The sequence below is a fragment of the Haloarcula sp. CGMCC 1.6347 genome, assembly GCF_037078395.1.
GTDB lineage: Archaea > Halobacteriota > Halobacteria > Halobacteriales > Haloarculaceae > Haloarcula > Haloarcula amylolytica.
This window is the reverse complement of the sequence record NZ_JAYMGX010000001.1, coordinates 1,503,201-1,525,020: the sequence shown is the minus strand read 5'-3', so window position 1 is coordinate 1,525,020 and position 21,820 is coordinate 1,503,201. Positions and strand designations below refer to the sequence as shown.

Sequence of the window (21,820 nt, the reverse complement as noted above, 5' to 3'; positions counted from 1 at the left end):
CATGAACTGGGAACCTGAGAGCGGTGATGTCATCGCCGGCCAGTACGAACTCGAGGAATTCCTCGGCAAGGGAGGGTTCGCGAAGGCGTTCCGCGCCAGAGACACCGAGACAGGCGAGTCGGTCGCCGTCAAGTACCCCAACTACACCGAATCCCAGAACGACCCCGACATCATCGAGGAGTATTTTAAAAAGGAGGTCGGCTCACTGGAGCGCATCCGCCGGGCCGGCGGTCATGAGAACGTGATGGACTACTACGACCAGGTCACGGAGCGTGACGTTCCGTTTCTGGTCGTCCAGCTGATCGTCGACGGCATCGAACTCGACGAAGTCATCGACCAGCACGGCCCGATCGACGACAGCGAGCAGGTCCGCCAGATCGGCATCGACCTCTGTGACGCGATGGGGTTTCTCCACGAGAACGAGATCGTCTACCGGGACCTGAAACCGGAGAACGTGATGCTCACGCCCGACATCACGCCCACACTGATCGATTTCAACACCGCGACGGGCTTCGACGCCTCCGGGGACCCTTCTTCGGGGAACACCGGGACGACGATTCTGGGGCCGTTCAAGCCCCGCGAAGTCGCCGAGGCCAGCCGCACCGACGTTCGGCAGGGTCCCTGGTCGGACGTGTATTCCATCGGGAAGATACTCCTATTCTTGCTCAAGGGGAGCGTCCCGAAGAAAGACGGCGTGAACCCGCAGGCGTTCGGGGCAGACTGCGACGATTATCTGGCCGAAATCGTCGAACGGGCCACACAGTCACATTACCGCGACCGATACCGGAACGCGACGGTCCTCAAGGAGGTCCTCGAACGGCGCGATCCAACGCCGCCCGCGACGGCGTCGGTGACGTACATCCAGGCTGATAGGCAGTTCACCGTCGAACCGGGCGACACTATCGGGCGACAGGGCGCGAGCGGTCCCCCGGCATCGATAACAATCGAAGACCCGCAGGGGGAGTACATCTCCTCGGTGCAGGTACAGTTCGATATCGAGGACGGCGAGTGGTCCCTCCACGACCGGAGCCTCAACGGGACGTTCGTCCAGAAAGGGGCCGGTTGGCAGCGGGTCCTCTCCGAACCCGGACGCAACCGTCTGCGCTCCGAGGGCGAGGACCCGACCGACAGACACGGCGACGTTCCACCCGAGTCGGTGACACTCACCGACGGCGACCTGGTGTCGCTGGTCCATCCGACCTACGGGGTCACGTTCGAGTTCCATCCGGAGGAGTCATGAGATACAGCACGAACTACGACATCGGCGAGCGGAAGCGAGGACAGGGCATCAACGAGGACAGCGTCTCTCTGACGGTGTTCGAGGAGGGCCATCGGGACGGCTACCGCGGGCAAGACAGACCGCAGTCGCAGAACACGGCCACAGCGGACGGCGACGAGACAGCGGACGCGCCAGACGAACCATCTGATACTGAGGCGGCGGATGCCGATGACGACACGGACACAGCCGACGCTGAGGACGCGGATACGTCCGGCGCTGATGACAGCGGACACCCGATGAACCGCTCGGCCGGCGTGTTCGTGGTCGCCGACGGGGCTGGCGGACACGACGCCGGAGACATTGCGTCGTACATTACGACCACTATCGTGGCTGAACAGCTTGCTCCCGTGGCGATCCGGACGGCTCGGAGCTATCCCGGTGGCTTCGATGTCGACGTGGCCCGTGATGTCCTTCCGGACCCGCCCGGAGAGCGGGAACTCGAAACTGCCGTGGCGGAGGCGATTACGGCGGCCCACCGCGAGATCATCCGGTACGCAAACGAGACCGGGACCCAATCCTACACGACGGTCGTCGCGGGCATCTACGCCGACGGCAAACTCCACTACGGCTGGGTCGGTGATAGCCGGGCCTACGTCGTCAACAGCGCCCGCGAGACGATTTCACCGCTGACCAGAGATCACGCCGTCGTTCAGGAATGGGTCGACAACGACGAAATCGACCCCGTCGAGGCACACGTCCACCCGAACGGGAACGAGATCACCCGCGCGCTGGGCGGGTCCGGCTACGAGGACCCCGACGAGGCGACTGTCGGGGTGGACACGCGAACGGTCAGGCTGTACGCGGAGGACACGGTGTTGGCGACCAGCGACGGACTCATCGACGCACAGACCGACGCGCCGGAACTGTACGAGGAGTACGTCGATTCGGACCACGCCGATTCAGTGGCCGAGCGTATCCGCGAAGCGGCCGTCACCGACGACGAGATCCGTGACGTGGTCCTCGATGCAGCGTCCCTCGACGCGGCGAGTCGGGAGTTCGTGTCGCTGGCAAACGACCGCGGCGGGAAGGACAACATCTCCGTGCTCCTGTTTGCCGACAGTGCGCTTCCGGAAACACCGGAAAGCGGCGGGATGCCAGTTCGAGATATCGACCCTGATCTCGACATTTCCGAACGGGATACCGTTATTATGACAGACGAGTAGAGAGAAAGTTTCGTGGGACAAGTATTTTATTTCTCGACTCTATAGTCTCTAACGAAACCCATGCCTGAATCCGACCGCACGGTAAAATGCCCCATATGCGACGAGGACTTTGATCCGACAGTCGCGGGCGGATGGTGCACAAACCCGGACTGTGGTGAGTGGCAACACACTGACGAAAGCGCTGCTGATTTTGACACCGACGATGGGGTGCCGGACGACGCCGACCTGATACCGGAAGGCACGGACGAGGCGGACCCGACGGATGGCCGGTCGATGGGGGCTAGCGGCGAAGCCGACGCCCCGGATGGGCACACTGTCGCCGATGATAGCGACGACGAAGCATCGGTGGATGGAGCCTCGGATACTGGGGCAGCCGAGGCCGGAGACGAGACGGTGGGGACGGCGGAGACGGCGGATACGGCGGATACGACGGAACACGAGCCTGAAGCCGACACCGAGGCGGAAAACGGAACCGAGCCGAACGCTGCGGAAGAACCTGACGAGGCCGACGAAACCCCGGACCAGCCCAGCAGTGACTCCGATGCGGACGCCGAGACATCCAACGACACCTCGGAGACAGATGACGACGCGACGACGATTTCCTGTCCGGACTGTGACCGTGAACTCGACGCCGACGCGAATTTCTGTGTCGCCTGCGGTGCCGACGTACAGGATATCACACCGGGCGACGACGGCTCGCTCGACGCGTGCCCGTCCTGCGACACCGCTGTCGACGACGATGCCAGCTTCTGTGTCAACTGTGGGGAGGACTTGGACGCGCATCGCGGCGAGAGCGACACGCCGACGGCTGACTCGACAGGGTCGTCGACCGCCGACGAGACGGAGAGTGAGTCAGCAGCCACGGGCAACGCCGTCGACACACTCGCGTCACAGTCCACCGACGACGCGGCGGTACCGGACAAACTCGTCCTCTCGGTCGAGGGGCGTGACATCACCATCGAAGATGGAGACCGCATCGGCCGGGAGATCCGGGCGGCACTATTGGACGCCGGGCGACCGGAAGACGAAGCGGTTCGGATCCACCGCGAACACGTCCGGTTCGACCGCCAGCCGGAAGGGTACTATCTGGTTGACCTCGGGGACAACCCGACGCGGCTGAACGAGACCCAGTTGCAGAAAGGCGACCGGGAACCGATCCAACCGGGCGACGAACTCGAACTGTCGGGCGTCGCCACGATGACAATTCGGGCGGCGTGACCACCCACAGTTAAGCGGTCGGTCGGGAAATATCAGGCTGATGGAGCGTGGTCGACTGGGGTTGGAACTCCGCGAGTCCGCCGCACTACTGCGAACTGAAACCTGGCTATTTGTGGGTGTGGGTCTGGCATGGCTCGTCTACGGTGGCTGGGTGCTCGCGACGGGGCTGCTGTTGGCGCAGTTCCCATGGCTCGAAGGTACTGTTCTTGTGACACTTGCTGGCCGGACTATCTCGCTACGCACTGTACTCGCCGCCGGTCTCTGGCTCCTCGGTCCGTCGCTGGCGACCGTTGTCCTCGTCAACCGACGGCTTCGGAACAGCTACGGCAACCTCGCCGACGCGTACCGGTTGGACCATCCAAGCCTGTTGCTCGCTATCCCCGGCAGTGTGCTTCTGGGCTGCCTGTTGCTCAGTGTCACGCTCGGCCAGCAACGTCTGCTCACGGTAGTTGCACTGTTCGGGACGGTGCATCTCGTCGTCCGGACCGTCGCCTACGGACACCGCGTGTACACGCTCTCGGCCCCACCACTCCTGTCGCTGCTGGTGTTCGTAAGCGCCGCTGCTCTCGGGACTGGGTGGCTGACACAGCCGGTCGTCGCACCCGGCGTGTCGTCGTCGCTGTCCCTGTGGCTGGCGCGGGCGGGCGTCGGTCCCGTGGCGGAGACGGCGCTGCAACTGACGGGCGTACAGCCATCGCAAGCCACACCTCTGTTCATCGCCGTCCCCGGCGTGCTGGCGAGCGCGTACCTCCTGTTCCAATTGCTCGCTGGAACCGTCGTTCGAATCCGTGCGCCGCTTTCGAACCCGCAGCGCCGTCCGGACCAGCGGTTCCCTATCATGCCACCGGTCGGCGGCTCACAAAACGGCGACGAGAGTCCGACTACCGAACGGGCTGTGGACGCCGCACCGGACTCCCGGGAACAGACTGGAGCGGGGACCGACACCGAAGATGCTGACAGCGACGAGGAGCCACCGGGACACACCGGGACCCGAGTGTTTTCGCCCGACGAGGTCCCGGCGGCGGAACCGCCCGCTCACGGATCGGAACAGGACAACGCGCAGCCGTCGGACGACGACGCGGAACCGGAGACGCCGGTCGACGACAGCGGTACAGAAACGGAATCGGAGACGGCCGGGACGGACAGTTCGAATGAGGCTGCCTCGGCGACAGACGAGGCATGGATGGACGATACGTCCGTCTTCACGCCGGGCGGCCGCGACGCCGGACAGTCGTACTGCGGCGAGTGCGGCGAGTCGCTCCCGCCCGACGCTACCGCCTGCCCGTCCTGTGGCGACCCCGTGGACGGGTGAGACGGTCAGCGGTTCGAAACGGGGATGTCACCGAGCGCAACGGTGTATTGCGTCGATTGTACCGAGCCCCCGTCCGGATACACTAGCACCGTTACAGAGACGGTGTCCGGCCGTTCGCCGGGGGGCAGTAGCCACGACTTGGTCACGTCGTCAGTCTGATTCACTGGTAGCTGTCCGGTGCTCGCGGATTCCGCAATCGTCTCGCCGCTGCGGGTGGTGACGCTGTCGAGACGAACTGCCGCGGGGTCTGACCCGGTGTTCGTCACGTTCACCGTGAGCGTGAACCGCCACCCCTCGTCGGCGGTGACGACAGACGCCGCATCGATGCGGGCTGAGACGTTCGCGGATTCCAGAATCGGGTCGCCGACGCCGGCACCGGCCGGCTCCGCAGTCGGCGTTTCGGGGACCGCCTCCCCACCGGTGTCCCCGGTCAAATGATGCCCCATCATACTCCCGAAGGTAACGACCTCGATGAGGATCGGCAAGCCGATTCCAACGATGATGAGGAGTCGTAGCAGCGTTTTCTGCTCCGGACCGTCGACGTCGTCGAACATGATGAGAGAGTAGTGAAGTTGTGTTAGACCGGGATCGGCGGGCTACCGGGCGCGAACAGTCCATCAGCGACCATGCTGGCGAGCGGCGGCCCGTAGGCGATGGCGATGAGCAGCAGGGCAATCGCCGTCCAGAGCTTGTAGTTGTCCAGGATACGCGGGCTGTGGTCCGCGCCGGACAGCGGTTCCGGGATGTGGCCGTTGACCGACAGCGTCCCGCCGCGGCGAGCGAGCAGGGTGTCGGCCATGACGATGAGGAACATCGCCGCGCCGACGAACAGCAGGAAGCCACCGATTGCTATCTGGATGCGCATTTCGCCGACCGTTCCGGCGACGCCCTCGAACGCGAACTCGTCGTACGTCGGTTCGGCAGTCCGTCGCGGAATGCCGGCGAGGCCGGCGCGGTGCATGGCGTTCGACATCACCGCCATGCCCACGAACCAGACGTACGGCTGGAGCGTGGCGATGGTGCGCTGTCGGAGTTTCTTGCCTGTAATCTGTGGAACCAGCCAGTAGCTGATGGCCATCGCCGTCAGCGCGAACGCAGTCCCGACGGTGAGGTGGAAGTGGCCGGGCACCCAGATGGTGTTGTGGATGAGGTAGTTGATGTTCATCCCGGCGTTGATCATGCCGGAGAAGCCTCCCGCTGCGAACATCAGGCCGGCGAGCATACAGCCGGCGAAGGCCGGTTTCCCCCATGGCAGATTTCGAAGCCATGAGAGGTAGCCCTTTGCACCCCGCTGGCGAGCGCCGTGTTCGACCGAGGCGACCACGGTGAACGCGGTCAGCAGCGAGGGCAACAGCAAGAACATCGTGTTCGTCATCGCGATGAATTTATATCCCGATGGGATGCCGGGGTCGGTGTACTGGTGGTGGAAGCCGACCGGGGTCGAGAGCAGCAGGAAGGCGACGAACACGACGCGGGCCAGCGGGTCACTGAACAGTCGCCCACCGGCCAGCTTCGGCAGGATGGTGTACCAGACGAGGTACGCCGGCATGAGCCAGAAGTACACGACTGGGTGGCCGAAGTACCAGAACAGCGTCCGCGTCAGCAGCGGGTCGACGTTCTGGATGAGTCCGAGCGACCACGGAATGAGGAAGGCGACGACTTCGACGGCGACGCCGATGGTGGAGATGTACCACATCAGCATCGTCGTCAGGACCATGAACGTCTGCAGGGGAATGCGTTCACCCGGGTTCTCAGAGCGCCACTCCCACAGAGACTTGAAGTACGCGAGGCCGGCGACCCACGAGCCGACGATGATGAGCGCAGCGCCGATGTAGAACGCCGGGTGCGCCTTCATCGGGGCGTAGAAGGTGAACAGCACGTCCGCTTCGAGGTCGTGACCCAGAATCGACGGCGAGCCAACGATGCCGCCGATGATGGACACGGCCGCAAGCACCGTCCCCGTGAGCATTATCCAGAAGGCCGACCAGGCGATGCGATGTGGCAGCTCGCGTTCGAGGCTGTTAGCGACAGCCCATGTGAACAGTCCCGCGATGAAGAACGTGGTAAACACGAGCGCCAGCAGGACGCCGTGGCCCGTCAGAATCGTGTAGTAATCGGCTGAACTGACGAAGCCCCGGAACACGCCGGTCCGATGGAGCGCCTGGATGACGCCGAACAGCGCACCGATTCCGAGCGCGATGAACGAGACGAGGAACTCGCTACGGACGAGCTTCGACGTTTTCGGATAGGAGTCGACGAACACCATTACTGATCCGCCTCCTCCTGAGCCTGTGCGTCATCTGCGGACTGGTCGATGTTCTCTTGCTGCATATCGTACTCCTCCGGCGGGACGACTTCGACGGAGCCACCCATCGTGTGATGGGCCGCCCCGCAGTATTCGTGACAGACGAGTCCGTAGGTGCCGGGCTCGTTGAACCGGGCCGAGACTTCCGAGACCTGTCCCGGGATGACCATCGTGTTGATGTTGGTTTCAACCACGGAGAACCCGTGTGTCACGTCCGCACTGGTTACTTTGAACGTGACGTTCGCACCCGCGGGCACACGGATCGGCGTGTCCCCGGTCCCGGGAACGAACTGGAACTGCCGGGCGACGACGTACACGACGTACTGCCCGTCCTCTTTGACGACACCGGGGTCGTCGAACTGGGTGTCAGTGTTACCGTTCTGTACCGCTTCTGCGCTGATCTGTCCGCCCGTATCGTCGACCATCCCGACGCCAACGCCGACCGAGCCGTAGGCGATAGTTGCGATGAACCCGACGATGAGCAGTAGCGCTGCACCGAGCCAGACTTTTTCGAATCTATGAACCTGCATGATATCACCCGATTATTGAGACACGGCCGAGGAACTCGACGAAGTACATGAACACCCATAGCAGGGCGATGAGCACGAAGTAGAACGCGACCAGCGCCGCCGTTCCCTTCGGGTCGTACTCGTCGTGGCCAAGCTCGACGGCCGGTTCAGTTTCAGCGGCTTCTTCAACAGGTTCCGGGCCGCTCGCCCGCCGTAGCTCGCCACCCTCACCCGTCTGTGGTGGCCGCCCGTTCTGGCGGCGTCGCATCGCAACCGCGAACAACAGCGGTGAGAAGAACGCCAGTAGGACCGAGCCTGAAAGGAGCCACTGCGGGCCGGAGAGTTCGATACCGCCGCCTTCCTGTCCGCTTCCGCCGCCACTGCCACCACTGCCGCCATCAAGTGGGCCGCCGACAACGACCGCACCCTTCATGCCGAGCGATGCGTGGGGCGTACAGACGTACTTGTACACACCCGTCTCTTCGAAGGTATGGCTGTAGGTGGTCCCGGATTCGCTGACGGGGTCGCCCGAGTCAAGTGGGCCGTCGCCGTCGGAAACGACGTTGTGGCCGCCGCCTTCGCCGGTCCAGGTCCACGTCACTTCGGTGCCGGGCGTCACCCGAACCGCAGGCGGGTCGAAGGCGAACGCGCCGTTGTTACCCTGTGCACCGACCGATATCTCGACGCTATCGGCGTCGGTTCTGTCGACCGTCGTTCCGTCGTAGTTGGAAACGTCGTCGAACCAGCCGCCGTAATCGGGGTTCTCGGGCGGCCCCTGTTGCTGTTGGCCGCCGGAGTCACTGCCGCCGGAGCCGCCGGGCCGAACGACGACTGCGCCTTTCATACCGAGCGATTCGTGGGGGACACAGACGTACTTGAACATCCCCTCCGACTCGAAGGTGTGGCTGTAGGTCGTGCCGGCTTCGCTGACCGCGCCCCCGGAGTCGAGCGGGCCGTCGCCGTCGGAGACGACGTTGTGGCCGCCGCCTTCGCCGTTCCACTCCCAGACGACCTCTGTGCCCGGGCTGACCATCACTGCCGGCGGGTCGAATGCGAACGCGCCGTTGTTGCCCTGCGCGCCGACGGTGATTGTAACAGTGTCTTGGCCTCGCTTGTCGGCGGTCCCGTCGTAGTTCGACACGTCGTCGAACCAGCCGCCGTAGTCCGGTTCCTCCTGTGCTGTCGCCGTGCCGGTCGCGGCCAGCGCCGCCGTCCCGGCTGCGGCACCGACGAACTGTCGCCGACTCAGCGCCATCGTCGCACCCCCACCGCGTCGTGCGAATCTGGCAGCTGGCTGCTTCTAGCTTCGTGCCGTACCATATCTGGGAGAATAGCAGATTACCTAAAAAAACCCCTGATGGTGTTTTCAGCCGGCAGGAACGACCCGTTTCTTTTTATAATCCCTCTAACGTACGGCCAGATATGTCTGCGTCAAGCCCTCGGCTCGTGACGTTGCTGGCGCTGCTCGGGCTCGCGCCGGTCGCGTACTACATGCAGGGAACCGGACGCTCCATCGTCGCGCTCTCGCTGGTCAGCGTCGTCATCATCGCCGGCAGCCTGTTCTGGATGACAAAACCAACCGAGTCGAGTACCGTCTGATATGCAGTTCGGGACGGCGGGGCTGAGTTCCGGTGAGACGGCCGGCCTCGCGGCGTTCGTCGGGCTGGGACTCGTCGGCAGCGTCCACTGCCTCGGGATGTGCGGGCCGTTAGTCACCACCTACGCCGATAGACTTGACGACGGCGGGCCGGTGTCCGGCCACGAGATACGTCAGCACGCGCTGTTCAACGCCGGTCGGACACTGAGCTACGCGCTCGTCGGGACGGTGCTTGGCGCTGCTGGCAGCGTTCTGTACGACGTGGCCGGCTTAGCACGCCTCGGGACCGCTGTCCGTGGAGCCGTCGGGGTTTTCGTCGGCCTCGCGATCATCACTGTCGGTATCGGGTATCTCTCGCGTGGGCGCGCCGTCGATGTCGCCCGGTCGCTGCCGCTGGTCGGGAACCTGTTCCAGCGCCTCTCCGCGTCGCTCGTCGCCAGAGTCGACCGGTGGGTCGACGGTCCGGGGATGGTCGCGCTGGGCGCGATGCACGGGCTGCTCCCCTGTCCGTTGCTCTACCCGGCGTTCTTGTATGCGTTCGCGACGGGCTCCGCGCTCACCGGCGGGCTTTCGCTGGCCGCACTCGGCCTCGGGACGTTCCCGCTGGTGTTCGCCTACGGGACCGCCTTCGGCACGCTGTCGCCGGGCCATCGCGCGACGCTACACCGGGTGCTCGGGGTCGTCTTCATCGCGCTCGCGCTCGTCCCGCTGTCGAACGGGCTGGCGGCGTTCGGTATCGCTATCCCGAAACCACCCCTGCCGATGCCCTGGACATGACCCACTGTACGCTCTGTGACCTGCCGGTCGATGCCCCGGTCACCGACGACGCGGTCGAGGGGACGTTCTGCTGTCGCGGCTGTCTGGAAGTCGCGCGGACGCTCGACGACCCGGCGACGGAGACCCGCGACGCGGCCGACACTGGACCCGACCCGGACGACGCCGACGGCGAGACGGCGTTCCTCTCTGTCGACGGGATGCACTGTGCGACCTGCGAGACGTTTCTGGAAGCGCGGGCCACGGACCACGACGGCGTCGCTGCCGCATCGGCCAGCTATCCGACGGGGACGATGAAACTCACCTACGACGCCGACGCGCTCTCGGAGACGGACCTCGCGGACGCGGTCGCCGGCACCGGCTACGACGCCAGTCTGCAGGCCACGGAGACCGACGACGAGTACGAACTGGAGGGGCGTCTCATCGTCGGTGGCTTCTTCGGGATGATGACGATGCTGTGGTACATCCTCTTTCTCTACCCGGCCTACCTCGGTGTCGACCCGTCGCTGTTGCTGTTCGACCCGGCGGGGCAGGCGGGGGACTACCTGCTGTGGAACATGGCCGTGATGACCGGTGTTGTGGTCGGGTACACCGGGTGGCCGTTGCTTCGCGGGGCCTACGTCAGCCTCCGGGCCGGCCGGCCGAACATGGACCTGCTGGTGGCGATGGCTGCCGTGACCGCTTTCCTGTACAGCGTTGTCGCCGTCATTTTGGGACATACAGAGGTGTACTTCGACGTGGCGACGGTCATCGTGATGGCCGTCTCGGTCGGCGACTACTATCAGGACCGGGTTCGGCGGCGCGCGCTGGACCGCCTCACGGAGTTCACGACACAGCGGGCCGATAGCGCCCGGCGACGCACCGATGGGGGCCACGAGGAGGTCGACGTGGGGGCGCTGTCGGCCGGCGACGAAGTCGTCGTCCGGTCCGGGGATCGCGTCCCGGTCGACGGCACCGTCGTGGAAGGGACCGCTGCCGTCGACGAGTCGCTCGTGACCGGCGAGTCGCTAGCCGTCCGGAAGACGGACGGCGACGAGGTCATCGGCGGGTCCCTGGTTACGCAGGGCGGCGTCGTCGTCCGGGTCGGGCCGGACGCCGAGAGCACCGTCGACCGGCTGACGAACCTGTTGTGGGAGGTCCAGAGCACGCGCGGCGGCGTCCAGCGGCTGGTCGACCGCATCGCCGCCGTCTTCGTCCCGCTGGTGGTCGTCCTGGCTGTGCTCGCCACCGGCGGGCACCTCGTCGCCGGAGCGACACCCACGGACGCGATGCTGACCGGGCTGGCTGTACTCGTGGTCTCCTGTCCCTGCGCGCTGGGGCTGGCGACGCCGCTGGCAACCGCGGCCGGCATCCGTCGGGCGCTGGACGGCGGAACCGTCGTCACCGGCGACGCGGTGTTCGAGACGGCGACCGACGCGGACGTGGTCGCCTTCGACAAGACGGGGACGCTGACGACGGGCGAGATGGAACTGCTGGAGCAGGCCGACGAGCGGGCGATGGCCAAGGCGGCCGCGGTCGAGCAGTTCGCGGAGCATCCCATCGCCGAAGCGGTGACGGACGCCGTGTCGGTCCCCGACGTGACTGTCTCCGAGTTCGAGCAACACCCTGGTCAGGGCGTCAGTGCGACGGTCGACGGGGACCGGGTTGTCGTCGGGACGCAAGCGCTGTTCGACGACCTCGGGTTTGACGTGCCCGCCGGCCTCCGGACCCGGTGTGAACGTGCGACCGATAACGGGCGCGTCCCGGCGCTCGTCGGCTGGGACGGCGAGGCACGGGATGTACTCGTTGCGGGGGACAGGCTCCGCCCGCACTGGGAGTCGGTCGTCTCGACGCTCGCCCGTGACCGCGATGTCGTCGTCATCACGGGCGACCGCCCGGAGGCCGCCGTCCCGTTCGAGCGCCACGACGGCGTCGACGAAGTGTTCGCCGGGGTGCCGCCGGAGGCGAAAGCCGAAGTCGTCGAGCGACTGCAGTCCCGCGGGACTGTCGCGATGGTCGGCGACGGGAGTAACGACGCCCCGGCCCTGGCTGCCGCCGACGTCGGCATCGCTATGGCGTCAGGCACGTCACTGGCCGCCGATGCGGCCGACGCGGTCGTCACAACAGACGACCTGCGCGCCGTTCCTGACATGTTCGCCGTGACGGCCGCAACTCGCACGCGGGTCCGACAGAACCTCGCGTGGGCGTTCTGTTACAACGCCGTGGCGCTCCCGCTCGCGTTGCTTGGCGTCCTGAACCCACTGTTCGCGGCCCTGGCGATGACAGCCAGCAGCCTGCTCGTCGTGGGGAACTCCACGCGGACGCTGGCGGGAACAGCCACATACAGCGAGGCGAGTGCCGAGGGACCGACTGCGACGCAGCAACCAGCAGCGGCCGACTGAAGCCGTGCTGTTGTGCCGGCGACCGCTCAAAGGCTTGTCATTTGGTACCATGTCTGAAACAGATTTAATATATCACCGGTTCAGGTTACAGATACGTCGCATTCACCGACGTGGTGACCCATGACCTACGCAATTCCCGTTCCCGCGCCAACGTCGTTCGCTCGCTGGCTCTACAGCGGGCGGTCGGCTATCGAACGTAGCCTTGACGCTACGGTCGAGTACGCATCCCTTATTGGGGAACGGGCCACTGCGGACACCCGCTCGGTGAAAATTCCGCCCGTGGCACCATAGACTGGTTCGCTGCCGTGGGACCGGCGTCCCACTCACGGACGCCGCACTGCGGCGGCGATTCGACCGGGCTTACTGTCGAGCGGTGGGGCTTTGCCTCCTGCTCGGCTGGTCCGTCTGCGAGGCCTGCACCGCACAGTGTGGCCTCTCGGCGTGCCGCCATCGCCCCTGTTACCCCTACCGTATCGTGTAGCCACCTTGCTGTCCAGCTCTCGGGTTCCCCATCGTGCCGGTGTGGGAATCCTGTACCGGCCGCTCCGGGCCGGACGTACGCGCCCGCCGCCCGCGCAGTCCCTGACCGACGCGACTCGATTGGTGAGTGCCCTCCCGGCCCGGTTCGACTCCGGCCGTCGGCGTTATGTCGCTGCAGGCGACTCCCCCGACCGAGGTATCGGCCGACGTATCACTGCGCGTTCCGCGTGGCGGGTCCGAGACCCTCGAAGCCGGTGTCGCCGGCGTCCTTGCGGCCGTCGACGGCGTCGAAGACGTGGCCGTTGACCGTGTGACAAGCGTGCGTCCCACTTGGACCGACATCCGGGTCGACGCCGATGTGTCGCTGACACTGCGGGTCGACGACGAACGGAACACTGCCGACGGCCGCACCGAACTCCTGCAAGCGGGGTTCGGCGTGATGGCAGTCAACTGCGTCGACGTGACCGGTGACGCGTAAGCGCAGCCCTCCACTCTCTCCCGTCTTCCCGAATATCCCAACCGGACCCGGGCTCTCGCCCGGCGCAGGTTCAACTCCTGCCGGGAAGTCCACACCCATGCATCGAATATATCTCGCCGCTGTCATCGGTAGGCGGCGACGCGACTCGAAGAGCCGAGCACAGTCACGCCGTACCCGTCGGCTGTAGCCGCCGGGACCGGTCGCACTAGTTCCTGACCCCCAGACTGGTCTGTTGTCACTGTGTGGCCGAGCGTGTAAGATACTGGAGTGCGAAGCAGGACACATGACGGTCCATACGTCCGACGACCGCTGGCTCGATGCACCAGTCGAGACAGTGTTCACGTTCATGGACGAGCCGTCGAACCAGGCGGCCGTCACGCCGAGCCTTACCCGCGCCGAACGCATCGAGCGGCTGCCAAACAGCGGAAACCGCGCTGCGTACGAGTACAAAATGTTCGGAATCACCTTCACCGGTGAGGTCCGTGCCTCGACGTACAAGCCGCCCGAGCGTATCGTTTACGAGATGAGCGGCGACCTGACGGGCCGGATAGCCTGGCGGTTCGAACCGGAGCGCGGGGGCACGCGGCTCACATACGCGGCCGAGTACGAGGTCCCCGGGCCACTCCCGGAGGTTCTCCTCGCGCCGCTTATCAGGTGGTACAACCGCCGGGAGGTACGGCGGCTGCTGGACAACGTCGCCGAGGCGGTCGAAGGGGCGGAGCAAGTCGTCGGCGGTTCGCTGTCGTAACTGCGCTACTCGTCGGTCCAGAGCGCGTCCGAGAGCGTCCGCTGGACCGCTTCTTCGCCGACAGCTGTGGCAAGCGTCTCGAACCCGTTGCGCTCGACGGGGTCCGTGGCGTTCGCGACCAGCCGGGAGACGATGAACTCCGGTGTGGACTTCCCGACCGTGCCAAAGCGGGGCTGATAGTCGACCTGCAGGTCGAGGTCCTGATTCAGCCCTTCGGCGAAGATGCCGTCGACGCGGGCTTCGGTGGGCAGCGGTTCGAGGTCGTCCGCGAGGTGGGTGACGAACACACCCAGCGCGTCGCGGTCGACGGTCAGCGTCACGAGCCCGTGGAGGAGGTCGGCGGCGGAGCCGGGTTCGGTGATGGCCTCGAACTCGTCGACGAGCATCAGCGTCCGGTCGCTCTCGGTCAGCGGCGGCACAACCGACCGCAGCGTCGATTCGAGGACGCCGGCGTTGAACGAGGCGTGCCGGCGGTGGAACACGACGGTGTCGACGATGCCCACCTCGGCGGTCTCGGCGGGGACTGGCAGCCCCATCTGTGCGAGCAGTTGCACCTGACACAGCGTCTCCAGCAGCGTCGTCTTCCCGCCGGAGTTCGCGCCGGTCAGGACAGCCACCCGGTCGCCGCTTGGCGGCTGGTTCGCCCGATCCAGGTCCAGCGTGTGGTCGCCGATGGCGTAGGTGACCGGCTGGACGCTCTCCACGTCGGCGATGGTGAGGTTCCGGGCTCGCTTGACCGCGATTGTCTTGCGGTCCTCGACGAAGGTGGGCCGCGTCAGATCGAAGGCGATGGCGAAGCGGGCGAGCGACACCGAGAACGCGATGTCGTCCACCGCCGCGACGGCGGCGTCGATGTCCTCGCGGGCGTCCGCGAGGTCGTCCTCCAGCCGGTCGGCGACCGCCCCCTCGCGCTCTTGCACGTCGCTTCGGAGCGTGCTACGGAGTTTCCGGAGCGCCACGTCGACGAAATCCCGTGCGTCGGTCGCTTCGCGGGGCATCGCGTCGCGGACCCTTGCGGCGTCGATGCCTGTCTCGCTCGTGACGTGGCGAACGAGCGCGTCCTGGAACTCGTCGGGCCGCCGTGCGCCCTCCTGAACGGCCTCGACGACCTCCATCGAGGCTGCTGCGAGGTCTTCGATTTGCCCAAGCTGATCGCGCAGGCGGTCGAGTTCCTCGTCGGCCCCTTCGCCGACGGACTCGCCGTCGCCCGCGAGGCCGGCGAGCGCCGCCCGGCCAGCCGTCAGTGACTCGCCGTCGAGGGTCGCCAGTGGCTCGAACACGCCGCTCTCGATGCCGGTGTCCCGGAGCGCCAGCGCCACGTCGACCGCGGCCAGTTCGCCCCCGTCGGCGTCGTAGGCGTCGAACGCGTCGAGGACGGCCCGCTGGTCTCCTTCGGAGAGGTCGGCCCAGGTGTCCCGCGCTTCGAGCACGTCGTCCAGCCGCTCGTCCATGGCCTCGCGGGTCGGCAGCGGCGTCAGCACGCGGATGCTGTCCGCCGCGTCCTCGGTGACCGCGTACTCCTCGGCGAGGTCGAGCAGTTCCTTGTACACGTCGCGGGTATCTCTGGTGGCGAGCAGGTCCATCGACTCGGCCCCGGTCGCCCGCCGGAGGATGCGCGTCGCTCGCCCCCGGGAGAGGCCGGCCGTGGTTAGCGCTCGTGTGTCCGCCGACTCGATGGCCTCGATGGCCCGCTCGACGCCCAGCTCCTCGGTGAGCAGCTCTGACGTCTTCGGGCCGATGCCCCAGTACTCCTCCAGTCGCATGCACGGGTGGACAACGGCGGCCCGCTTAGGCGTTTTCAGTTGTCGGGCTCGTCGTCGTCGATACCGAAGCGCTCGTGCAGCGGCCCCGGCTCCCCGCGGGCCTGCCGGTCAGCCCGACGGGCTGCACGGCGCGCGATGAGTGCGCCCAGCGCCGCCGGAATCGCAAGACCGAGCGACACGAGCGCGGTCTGTTCGGAGACGACTGATGGGCCATCCGACAGGAGCACTTCGTAGCCGACTGCGAGCACGACGACGGCCACACCGGCGACGACGAGATACAGCCCGCGGGCAAGCACCTCGCTGGGGTTGCGGAGCCGCGAGAGATACGCGGCCGGACCGAGCCAGCCGGCCAGCAGGACACCCACGGCCACGGGAAGCGAGAGATCGCCGACGAGGATGACGACGGCGTACAGCACGAGCGGCGCAATGGCGATACCGAGCGAAAGCCCTGTGAGCGTGACTGCCCACGTCGGCGCACCGGAGTCCATCGACTCAAGCGTCTCGGTCAGGCGTTCGTCAAGCATCTCAGTCTGTTCGTCGGTGAGTAACGACGCGTCACAGTGTGGGCAGGCCATCGCTGTGGGTTCCAGCGGCTCGCCACACTCCGGGCAGGCGGGGTCCGACGCATCGCGCCACTCGGTCATATCCCCCATTGCACGCCGAGCGCTTTGAGTGGTCCGGCTACTTTCCCCTCTAGCTCTCATAGGTAACCGGACCGTTCGATGGCTACACACCCTTCAGAGCGACTCAGATGGTTGAATTCACCGTCGCCGCAGTAACCATTCTGTTGCCCGTTCGATGTGAACTATGGAAAGAAATAATCCATTCCGTCCCTGTGGATGTATATGGGGGACGTTGGCATTCTACATGTAGATGATGAACAAGGATTCGCGCAGCTGACGGCCGAACTGCTCGAACGAAAAGACGACCGGTTTACCGTCGAGACTGCGACAAGTGCCGCCGAGGGGCTCCAGTATCTCGACGATACCCTCCCCGATTGTATCGTTTCTGACTTTGAGATGCCCGAGATGGATGGGCTTGAGTTTCTGCACGCTGTTCGGGAAGAGCACCAGACACTGCCGTTTATTTTATTTACCGGACGGGGGAGCGAAGCAGTCGCCAGCGACGCTATCTCTGCCGGTGCAACCGACTACTTACAAAAACAATCCGGGACCGAGCAGTACGAGCTACTGGCCAACCGGATCAATAATGTTGTCACGCAGTATCGCTCAGAAAAACAGTTGCAGCAGACCAGAGAAGAGTACGCCGCTGTCTTCGAGAACACGCGGAACGGACTCCTCCTCGTTGATGTCGAAGAAGACGGGTTTCGATTCCGGCGATGCAACTCACGAGTGCTTGAGTTTACTGATCTTATGGAGTCGGAGCTTATCGGCAAGACTCCACTGGAAGCACTCGGCGAAAAAAACAGTCAGAAGATTGCTGGCGCGTATCGGAAGTGCGTCATCACGCGCGAGACAATCGAATATACGCTGACACTGGACCACCCGGTCGGGAAAGTCATCCACGAGGTCAGTACTACGCCGATAATTTCGAACGGCCAGGTCGAACAACTGGTCGTTGCGTTCACTGACATCACCGAGCGACACAACCGTGAGCAGGAACTGCTGGAAGAGCGTGCGGTCATCCAGCAAGCACTCGATGCGCTGGAGCATCCACTGTTCGTCCTCAGTACAGATGGGCACATCGAGCACTGCAACGAACGGGCGGGTGAGCTTACAGGCCACACCGGACAAGCAGCCGAAGGGCTGCCGATCACCGACCTGTTTCCCGAAGCCGAGCGCGAAGCGATTACCGACGCGGTCGATCGGTCTCTCGGTCCCGGGCGAGCTACCGTTACGGCCGACCTACTCACCAACGGCGGGCACCGCCGTACGTATGAGTTCAGCGGCCGCTCTCTGACCGACTTGGACGGCAACACGGCTGGAGTCGTCATGATAGGTCAGCGTATATCAGACGACTGATCGGTTGCGTTCGCTGTGGAACCGACGGCTCCAAACGGCTATGTCAGGGTGAAACGGTCCCAACTGGCTCTCTCAGCCCGGTGCCGGACGTGCCCGGGCACTCTCGTAACCCCATTCTTTCGATAGCGTCACTCCCTGAACTTTATACTCTGTGACGGTCGAATTACACAACACCAATGAAAGACGTGCTCTCCAGAATCGGCATCGGCTCGGCCACAGTAGACACGATTCTGCCGACGGATACCGTCAGAGCCGGCGAATCCGTCCCGGCCGAGGTCCACGTCGAGGGCGGGTCGACGGATCAGGACGTCGACGCGGTCTACTTCGCGCTGGAAACCGAATACAAGTCCGACGAAGGGTACAAGGACGCCATCATCGACCAGTGGCAACTCACCGAGCCGTTCACTATCGAAGCAGGCGAAGAACGACGCTTCGAGACCACTATCGAGATTCCCCGGGAGACGCCGGTGACTACGCGCTCGACGGCCGTCGAAATCGAGACCGGCCTCGACATCTCGATGGCGGTCGACCCCGGCGACGAGGATTACATCGAAGTCGAACCGACACACCGCACGCAAGCGGTGTTCGACGCGCTGGATTCGCTCGGCTTCTCGCTCCACGCCTCGGCCTGTGAGGCGACGGCTGGCAGTCTGTTCACTACCTCTGCGAACTTCGCCCAGGAGTTCGAGTTCCGACCACAGCGCGGCGAGTTCTCCGATCAGGTCGACGAGGTCGAGATCGTCCCGGTGTTCGACGACGACGGGCTCACGGTGTACCTGGAGGTCGACCGCAGCGCCGGCCTGCTCTCGGAGGTGACCGACGCCGACGAGCGACACACGAGACTCACGATAGAAGCACCGGAGCCTGACGCTATCGAGCCACGACTCGCGGAAGCGATTCGGGAACTGAGTTAGCCCGCTGGCGTACGTTGCCGCCCTCAACCCCAGAACGACTGCGTGCGCGCGTACTCCCGCTCTTGCCGGAGGATGTCCCGGTAGAACTCGTCTTCGTCCTCACGCAGGCGGTTGATGATGCGGGCGGCGTTGTGCGGCCCGACGCCGCGGGCGGCCAGCGCGACCACCGCTCGCTTCCCGTGGCTCTGGACCAGCGAGGCCGAGCGGTAGGCCCGCTCGGTCATCTTCTCCTGCTCGTCGTCCTTGTCGTCGGTCCGGACCGCCGAAATGACCTCCTCGGCCCAGGGATTCAGCGCGGCGATGCGGGTGGACCCACACTGCGGACAGGTCGGCTGCTCCCGCACGCGCTTGACCTGCTGCTTGCGGTCCCAGTCCTTGCAGTGCAGGCACATGAGGATGACGCGGTCGCTCTGGATGCGCTCCTTGACGGTCTTGATGACGCTCGCGTCGGCGTTCTCCGGTGAGAGGAGTTCCCGCCCGGAGGAACTGCCACCGGTCCCGATGGGCGTGTGCTCGCCGACGGTTTCGAGCGTGACGTCGCCGCGCTGGATGTCTCGGAGGAGATCGGCCGTCGCCTCGATAGCGAGGTCCTCGTGGCGCACCTCGCGCAGGGCTTCGTCGTACATCGGCGTGTCCTCAAGCGCTGCCAGCAGGCGGTCGCGGCCGAAGTCAGTCGACCCGCGGCCCCGCCAGCGCTTGAGCGACCCGAACTTCGTCGCCACCTGCGCGAGCTTGAACTTCAGCGCGTCGGCGTTCTTGAGGCTGAGTTCGATCAGCGCCGGGAGGTGGTCGGGGTCGGTGTCCTCGATGACTTCGATGACATCGCCGGCGGTGATCCGGCGCGGGACCTCCAGCGTAATCCGGTAGGGGTCGACCTCCATCGCGACTGATTCGCCCGCTCGCTGACCGAGCAGCGCCGAGAGGATTCGCCCCAGCGTCTCGTTGATCTTGTGTCCGTAGCAGGCGTTGACGATGACCTCCCGGCCGTGGAACTCCACCAGAATGGTCGTGTCGTCCGGAATCGGCCCCTCGTGCTTCTCGACCTGCGAAAGTCCCTCGGCGACGGTCTCCGGGCCGGCGGCGTAGCGAGTCGCCACGTCCCTGGCGACGGCGTCGGTGTCCGCGCCGTCTTGGAGCTGCCGGCCGGCCACGCGACGGAGTTCGCCGACCTCCGCGGCGACGGCCCTCGGAACGGGAATCTCCTGGCCGACCCAGGAGGGCACCTCGCCGGCGGGGTCCTCGATAGGCGAGACGGTCACTACCTCCTCTTCTTCGTCGATGTTCGTGATGCGCCACATTTCCCCGCGCTGGACGAACACCTCGCCGGGCGTGGCGAAGTTGACGACGAATTTCTCATCGAGGGTCCCGACCTGTTGGCCCGAGGCCACGTCCTCCACGTCGTAGGTGGCCTCGTCAGGGATCATCGAGAGGTTCTGATAGAAGTACTGCCAGGTCCCGCGGCGCTTCTCCAGGGTGTCTCGGTCCTCGTCCAGCCAGATGACGTTGTTCGCCGCGAGTTCCTCGATGACCTGCTTGAACTGGGCCTCGTCGAGGTCCCGGAACGGGTACGCGCGGGTCAGTATCTCGAAGGCGCGCATCGCCCGGATTTCGCCGGTGTCCATCACCAGCCCGGCGATCTGGTTGGCGACCGTGTCGAGGCTCCCGTCGTGGATCTCGGCGGGTTCGACATCGCCGGCTTCGGCCTGTCTCGCTATCGCCAGCGCCTCCAGCGTATCGTCGGTGTCTGTCGTGACGACCGTTCCCGAGGAGACGAGGTCGCGGCGGTGGCCGGCGCGGCCGACCCGCTGGACGAGGCGGGACACCTGCCGGGGGCTGCCGTACTGGACGACGTGGTCGACGTGGCCCACGTCGATGCCCAGTTCCATCGAGGAGGTACACAGCAGGGCGTCGAGGTCGCCGGCCTTGAACCGGTCCTCCACGTCGATGCGAGCCTCCTTCGACAGCGAGCCGTGGTGGACGCCGAGATCGGTTCCCAACTCTTTGAACCGCGAGCCAAGCGCCTCCGCTGTTTGTCGAGTGTTGACAAACAGCAAGACCGATTCGTTCTCGTCGATGAGGTCCGCGATGTAGCGGACGTGGCTGGCCGTTCCTGCATCGGTGACGAGCGTGCTCGACAGTTCCTCGTCGCGGTCGGTGATCTGAGGCCGGACCACCTCGATGTCCAGCCGGCTGCCGATGTCGACCTCTCTGATGGCACACGTCCGCCCGCCGGTGAGAAACCGGCCGACCTCGTGTGGGTCACCGACGGTCGCCGAAAGACCAATACGCTGGAACTGCCCGGACAGTTCATGGAGCCGTTCGAGGCCGACTGTCAACTGCGCACCCCGCTTGGCCGCGGCGAGTTCGTGGACCTCGTCGATGACGACGTGGTTCACGTCTTCGAGCGCCGTCCGAAGCTTCGACCCGGTGAGCATCGCCTGGAGCGTCTCGGGGGTGGTCACGAGCACGTCCGGCGGGTCGTCGGCCTGCTTCTGGCGCTGGTAGTCCGTCGTGTCGCCGTGGCGGACGTCGACTTCGAGGCCGAGCGTCTCGCCCCACCAGTCGAGGCGCTGGCGCATATCGCGATTGAGTGCCCGCAGCGGCGTGATATACAGCGCGCCGATGCCGAATCGGTCTTCGGATTCGGCCAGTGCGTCGAAGACGGGCAACATCGCCGTCTCCGTCTTTCCTGTTCCGGTGGGGGCGACCACCAGCGCGTCCCGGCCGGCGGCCAGGGTCGGAATCGCCTTCCGCTGGGGGTCGGTCGGCGTCGTGAAGCCGCGCTCGGAGAGCGCACTGCGGACGGCCGGACCGAGTGCGGTAAAGGCGTCATCGCCGCGAGCGACCCCGTCAGTCATCGCCCCTCTCTAGCGACTACTCCGGGTTAAACACGTTGTGTCACCCCTTCTCGCACGCG

At 65.4% G+C, this 21,820-nt stretch carries 18 protein-coding genes; 11 read left to right on the top strand and 7 right to left on the bottom strand.

What is annotated here, in order from left to right; genetic code table 11:
- Position 1: 1 nt before the first annotated feature.
- Genes VI340_RS07925 through VI340_RS07910 form a run of 4 tightly spaced genes read left to right on the top strand, consistent with a single transcriptional unit; the run spans position 2 to position 4,972 of the window.
- Complete coding sequence (locus VI340_RS07925) at positions 2–1,240, top strand: serine/threonine protein kinase (RefSeq protein ID WP_008308844.1); 1,239 nt, start codon at positions 2–4, stop codon at positions 1,238–1,240.
- Positions 1,237–2,442 (top strand): PP2C family protein-serine/threonine phosphatase, encoded by a 1,206-nt coding sequence (locus tag VI340_RS07920; RefSeq protein ID WP_336330539.1) that lies wholly within the window; start codon positions 1,237–1,239, stop codon positions 2,440–2,442. Before VI340_RS07925 ends, VI340_RS07920 begins: the two co-directional genes overlap by 4 nt.
- A 60-nt stretch (positions 2,443–2,502) precedes the next feature.
- A complete protein-coding gene (locus VI340_RS07915; protein WP_336358162.1) occupies positions 2,503–3,660 on the top strand; it encodes a double zinc ribbon domain-containing protein in 1,158 nt (385 codons plus the stop codon).
- Positions 3,661–3,700: 40 nt separating this feature from the next.
- Positions 3,701–4,972: a zinc ribbon domain-containing protein gene (locus VI340_RS07910; protein ID WP_336358161.1), complete on the top strand. Its 1,272-nt coding sequence runs from the start codon at positions 3,701–3,703 to the stop codon at positions 4,970–4,972.
- 5 nt (positions 4,973–4,977) lie between these two features.
- On the opposite strand, the gene VI340_RS07905 is transcribed toward VI340_RS07910, so the two are convergent.
- The 4 genes from VI340_RS07905 to VI340_RS07890 are packed head-to-tail and all read right to left on the bottom strand — an operon-like array spanning position 4,978 to position 9,041.
- A complete protein-coding gene (locus tag VI340_RS07905) occupies positions 4,978–5,526 on the bottom strand; it encodes a hypothetical protein (protein ID WP_008308848.1) in 549 nt (182 codons plus the stop codon).
- 23 nt (positions 5,527–5,549) lie between these two features.
- Entirely contained in the window at positions 5,550–7,238 is a 1,689-nt protein-coding gene (locus VI340_RS07900) for a b(o/a)3-type cytochrome-c oxidase subunit 1 (RefSeq protein ID WP_008308850.1), read from the bottom strand.
- Positions 7,238–7,807 carry a cytochrome c oxidase subunit II gene (locus tag VI340_RS07895; RefSeq protein ID WP_008308852.1) on the bottom strand — a complete coding sequence of 190 codons (570 nt, stop codon included), beginning with the start codon at positions 7,805–7,807 and terminating at the stop codon, positions 7,238–7,240. Before VI340_RS07895 ends, VI340_RS07900 begins: the two co-directional genes overlap by 1 nt.
- A 4-nt stretch (positions 7,808–7,811) precedes the next feature.
- Complete coding sequence (locus VI340_RS07890) at positions 7,812–9,041, bottom strand: halocyanin domain-containing protein (protein WP_008308854.1); 1,230 nt, start codon at positions 9,039–9,041, stop codon at positions 7,812–7,814.
- Between the two features lie 167 nt (positions 9,042–9,208).
- Between VI340_RS07890 and VI340_RS07885 the strand changes: the two genes are divergently transcribed.
- The 5 genes from VI340_RS07885 (at position 9,209) to VI340_RS07865 (ending at position 14,244) form a co-directional block, all read left to right on the top strand.
- Positions 9,209–9,385 (top strand): hypothetical protein, encoded by a 177-nt coding sequence (locus tag VI340_RS07885; RefSeq protein ID WP_008308856.1) that lies wholly within the window; start codon positions 9,209–9,211, stop codon positions 9,383–9,385.
- A gap of 1 nt (position 9,386) precedes the next feature.
- A complete protein-coding gene (locus VI340_RS07880; protein WP_008308858.1) occupies positions 9,387–10,160 on the top strand; it encodes a sulfite exporter TauE/SafE family protein in 774 nt (257 codons plus the stop codon).
- A complete protein-coding gene (locus VI340_RS07875; protein WP_336358160.1) occupies positions 10,157–12,538 on the top strand; it encodes a heavy metal translocating P-type ATPase in 2,382 nt (793 codons plus the stop codon). The genes VI340_RS07880 and VI340_RS07875 overlap by 4 nt, the downstream gene beginning before the upstream one ends.
- 646 nt (positions 12,539–13,184) lie before the next feature.
- On the top strand, positions 13,185–13,496 hold the full coding sequence (locus VI340_RS07870; protein WP_004960882.1) for a hypothetical protein: 312 nt from the start codon (positions 13,185–13,187) through the stop codon (positions 13,494–13,496).
- A gap of 283 nt (positions 13,497–13,779) precedes the next feature.
- Positions 13,780–14,244: an SRPBCC family protein gene (locus VI340_RS07865; protein ID WP_336358159.1), complete on the top strand. Its 465-nt coding sequence runs from the start codon at positions 13,780–13,782 to the stop codon at positions 14,242–14,244.
- Positions 14,245–14,249: 5 nt separating this feature from the next.
- Here VI340_RS07865 and VI340_RS07860 read toward each other — a convergent pair whose 3' ends face one another.
- Entirely contained in the window at positions 14,250–16,007 is a 1,758-nt protein-coding gene (locus VI340_RS07860; RefSeq protein WP_336358158.1) for a MutS-related protein, read from the bottom strand.
- A gap of 35 nt (positions 16,008–16,042) precedes the next feature.
- The gene (locus VI340_RS07855; protein WP_049942876.1) at positions 16,043–16,651 is read right to left on the bottom strand and encodes a zinc ribbon domain-containing protein; all 609 of its coding nucleotides are present in this window, start codon (positions 16,649–16,651) and stop codon (positions 16,043–16,045) included.
- A gap of 201 nt (positions 16,652–16,852) precedes the next feature.
- Between VI340_RS07855 and VI340_RS07850 the strand changes: the two genes are divergently transcribed.
- Together VI340_RS07850 and VI340_RS07845 are read left to right on the top strand one after the other, a co-directional pair.
- Positions 16,853–17,989 carry a PAS domain-containing response regulator gene (locus VI340_RS07850; RefSeq protein ID WP_336358157.1) on the top strand — a complete coding sequence of 379 codons (1,137 nt, stop codon included), beginning with the start codon at positions 16,853–16,855 and terminating at the stop codon, positions 17,987–17,989.
- A 176-nt stretch (positions 17,990–18,165) separates the two neighbouring features.
- Positions 18,166–18,903 carry a sporulation protein gene (locus VI340_RS07845; RefSeq protein WP_008308870.1) on the top strand — a complete coding sequence of 246 codons (738 nt, stop codon included), beginning with the start codon at positions 18,166–18,168 and terminating at the stop codon, positions 18,901–18,903.
- A 23-nt stretch (positions 18,904–18,926) separates the two neighbouring features.
- Here the strand turns inward: VI340_RS07845 and VI340_RS07840 are convergent, their stop codons facing one another.
- A complete protein-coding gene (locus VI340_RS07840) occupies positions 18,927–21,761 on the bottom strand; it encodes a DEAD/DEAH box helicase (protein ID WP_008308871.1) in 2,835 nt (944 codons plus the stop codon).
- Between the last annotated feature and the right edge of the window lie 59 nt (positions 21,762–21,820).

Coding starts and splice junctions, on each gene's coding strand:
- VI340_RS07925 (WP_008308844.1), top strand. CDS start 2: ATGAACTGGGAACCTGAGAGCGGTGATGTCATCGCCGGCCAGTACGAA.
- VI340_RS07920 (WP_336330539.1), top strand. CDS start 1,237: ATGAGATACAGCACGAACTACGACATCGGCGAGCGGAAGCGAGGACAG.
- VI340_RS07915 (WP_336358162.1), top strand. CDS start 2,503: ATGCCTGAATCCGACCGCACGGTAAAATGCCCCATATGCGACGAGGAC.
- VI340_RS07910 (WP_336358161.1), top strand. CDS start 3,701: ATGGAGCGTGGTCGACTGGGGTTGGAACTCCGCGAGTCCGCCGCACTA.
- VI340_RS07905 (WP_008308848.1), bottom strand. CDS start 5,526: ATGTTCGACGACGTCGACGGTCCGGAGCAGAAAACGCTGCTACGACTC.
- VI340_RS07900 (WP_008308850.1), bottom strand. CDS start 7,238: ATGGTGTTCGTCGACTCCTATCCGAAAACGTCGAAGCTCGTCCGTAGC.
- VI340_RS07895 (WP_008308852.1), bottom strand. CDS start 7,807: ATGCAGGTTCATAGATTCGAAAAAGTCTGGCTCGGTGCAGCGCTACTG.
- VI340_RS07890 (WP_008308854.1), bottom strand. CDS start 9,041: ATGGCGCTGAGTCGGCGACAGTTCGTCGGTGCCGCAGCCGGGACGGCG.
- VI340_RS07885 (WP_008308856.1), top strand. CDS start 9,209: ATGTCTGCGTCAAGCCCTCGGCTCGTGACGTTGCTGGCGCTGCTCGGG.
- VI340_RS07880 (WP_008308858.1), top strand. CDS start 9,387: ATGCAGTTCGGGACGGCGGGGCTGAGTTCCGGTGAGACGGCCGGCCTC.
- VI340_RS07875 (WP_336358160.1), top strand. CDS start 10,157: ATGACCCACTGTACGCTCTGTGACCTGCCGGTCGATGCCCCGGTCACC.
- VI340_RS07870 (WP_004960882.1), top strand. CDS start 13,185: ATGTCGCTGCAGGCGACTCCCCCGACCGAGGTATCGGCCGACGTATCA.
- VI340_RS07865 (WP_336358159.1), top strand. CDS start 13,780: ATGACGGTCCATACGTCCGACGACCGCTGGCTCGATGCACCAGTCGAG.
- VI340_RS07860 (WP_336358158.1), bottom strand. CDS start 16,007: ATGCGACTGGAGGAGTACTGGGGCATCGGCCCGAAGACGTCAGAGCTG.
- VI340_RS07855 (WP_049942876.1), bottom strand. CDS start 16,651: ATGACCGAGTGGCGCGATGCGTCGGACCCCGCCTGCCCGGAGTGTGGC.
- VI340_RS07850 (WP_336358157.1), top strand. CDS start 16,853: ATGGGGGACGTTGGCATTCTACATGTAGATGATGAACAAGGATTCGCG.
- VI340_RS07845 (WP_008308870.1), top strand. CDS start 18,166: ATGAAAGACGTGCTCTCCAGAATCGGCATCGGCTCGGCCACAGTAGAC.
- VI340_RS07840 (WP_008308871.1), bottom strand. CDS start 21,761: ATGACTGACGGGGTCGCTCGCGGCGATGACGCCTTTACCGCACTCGGT.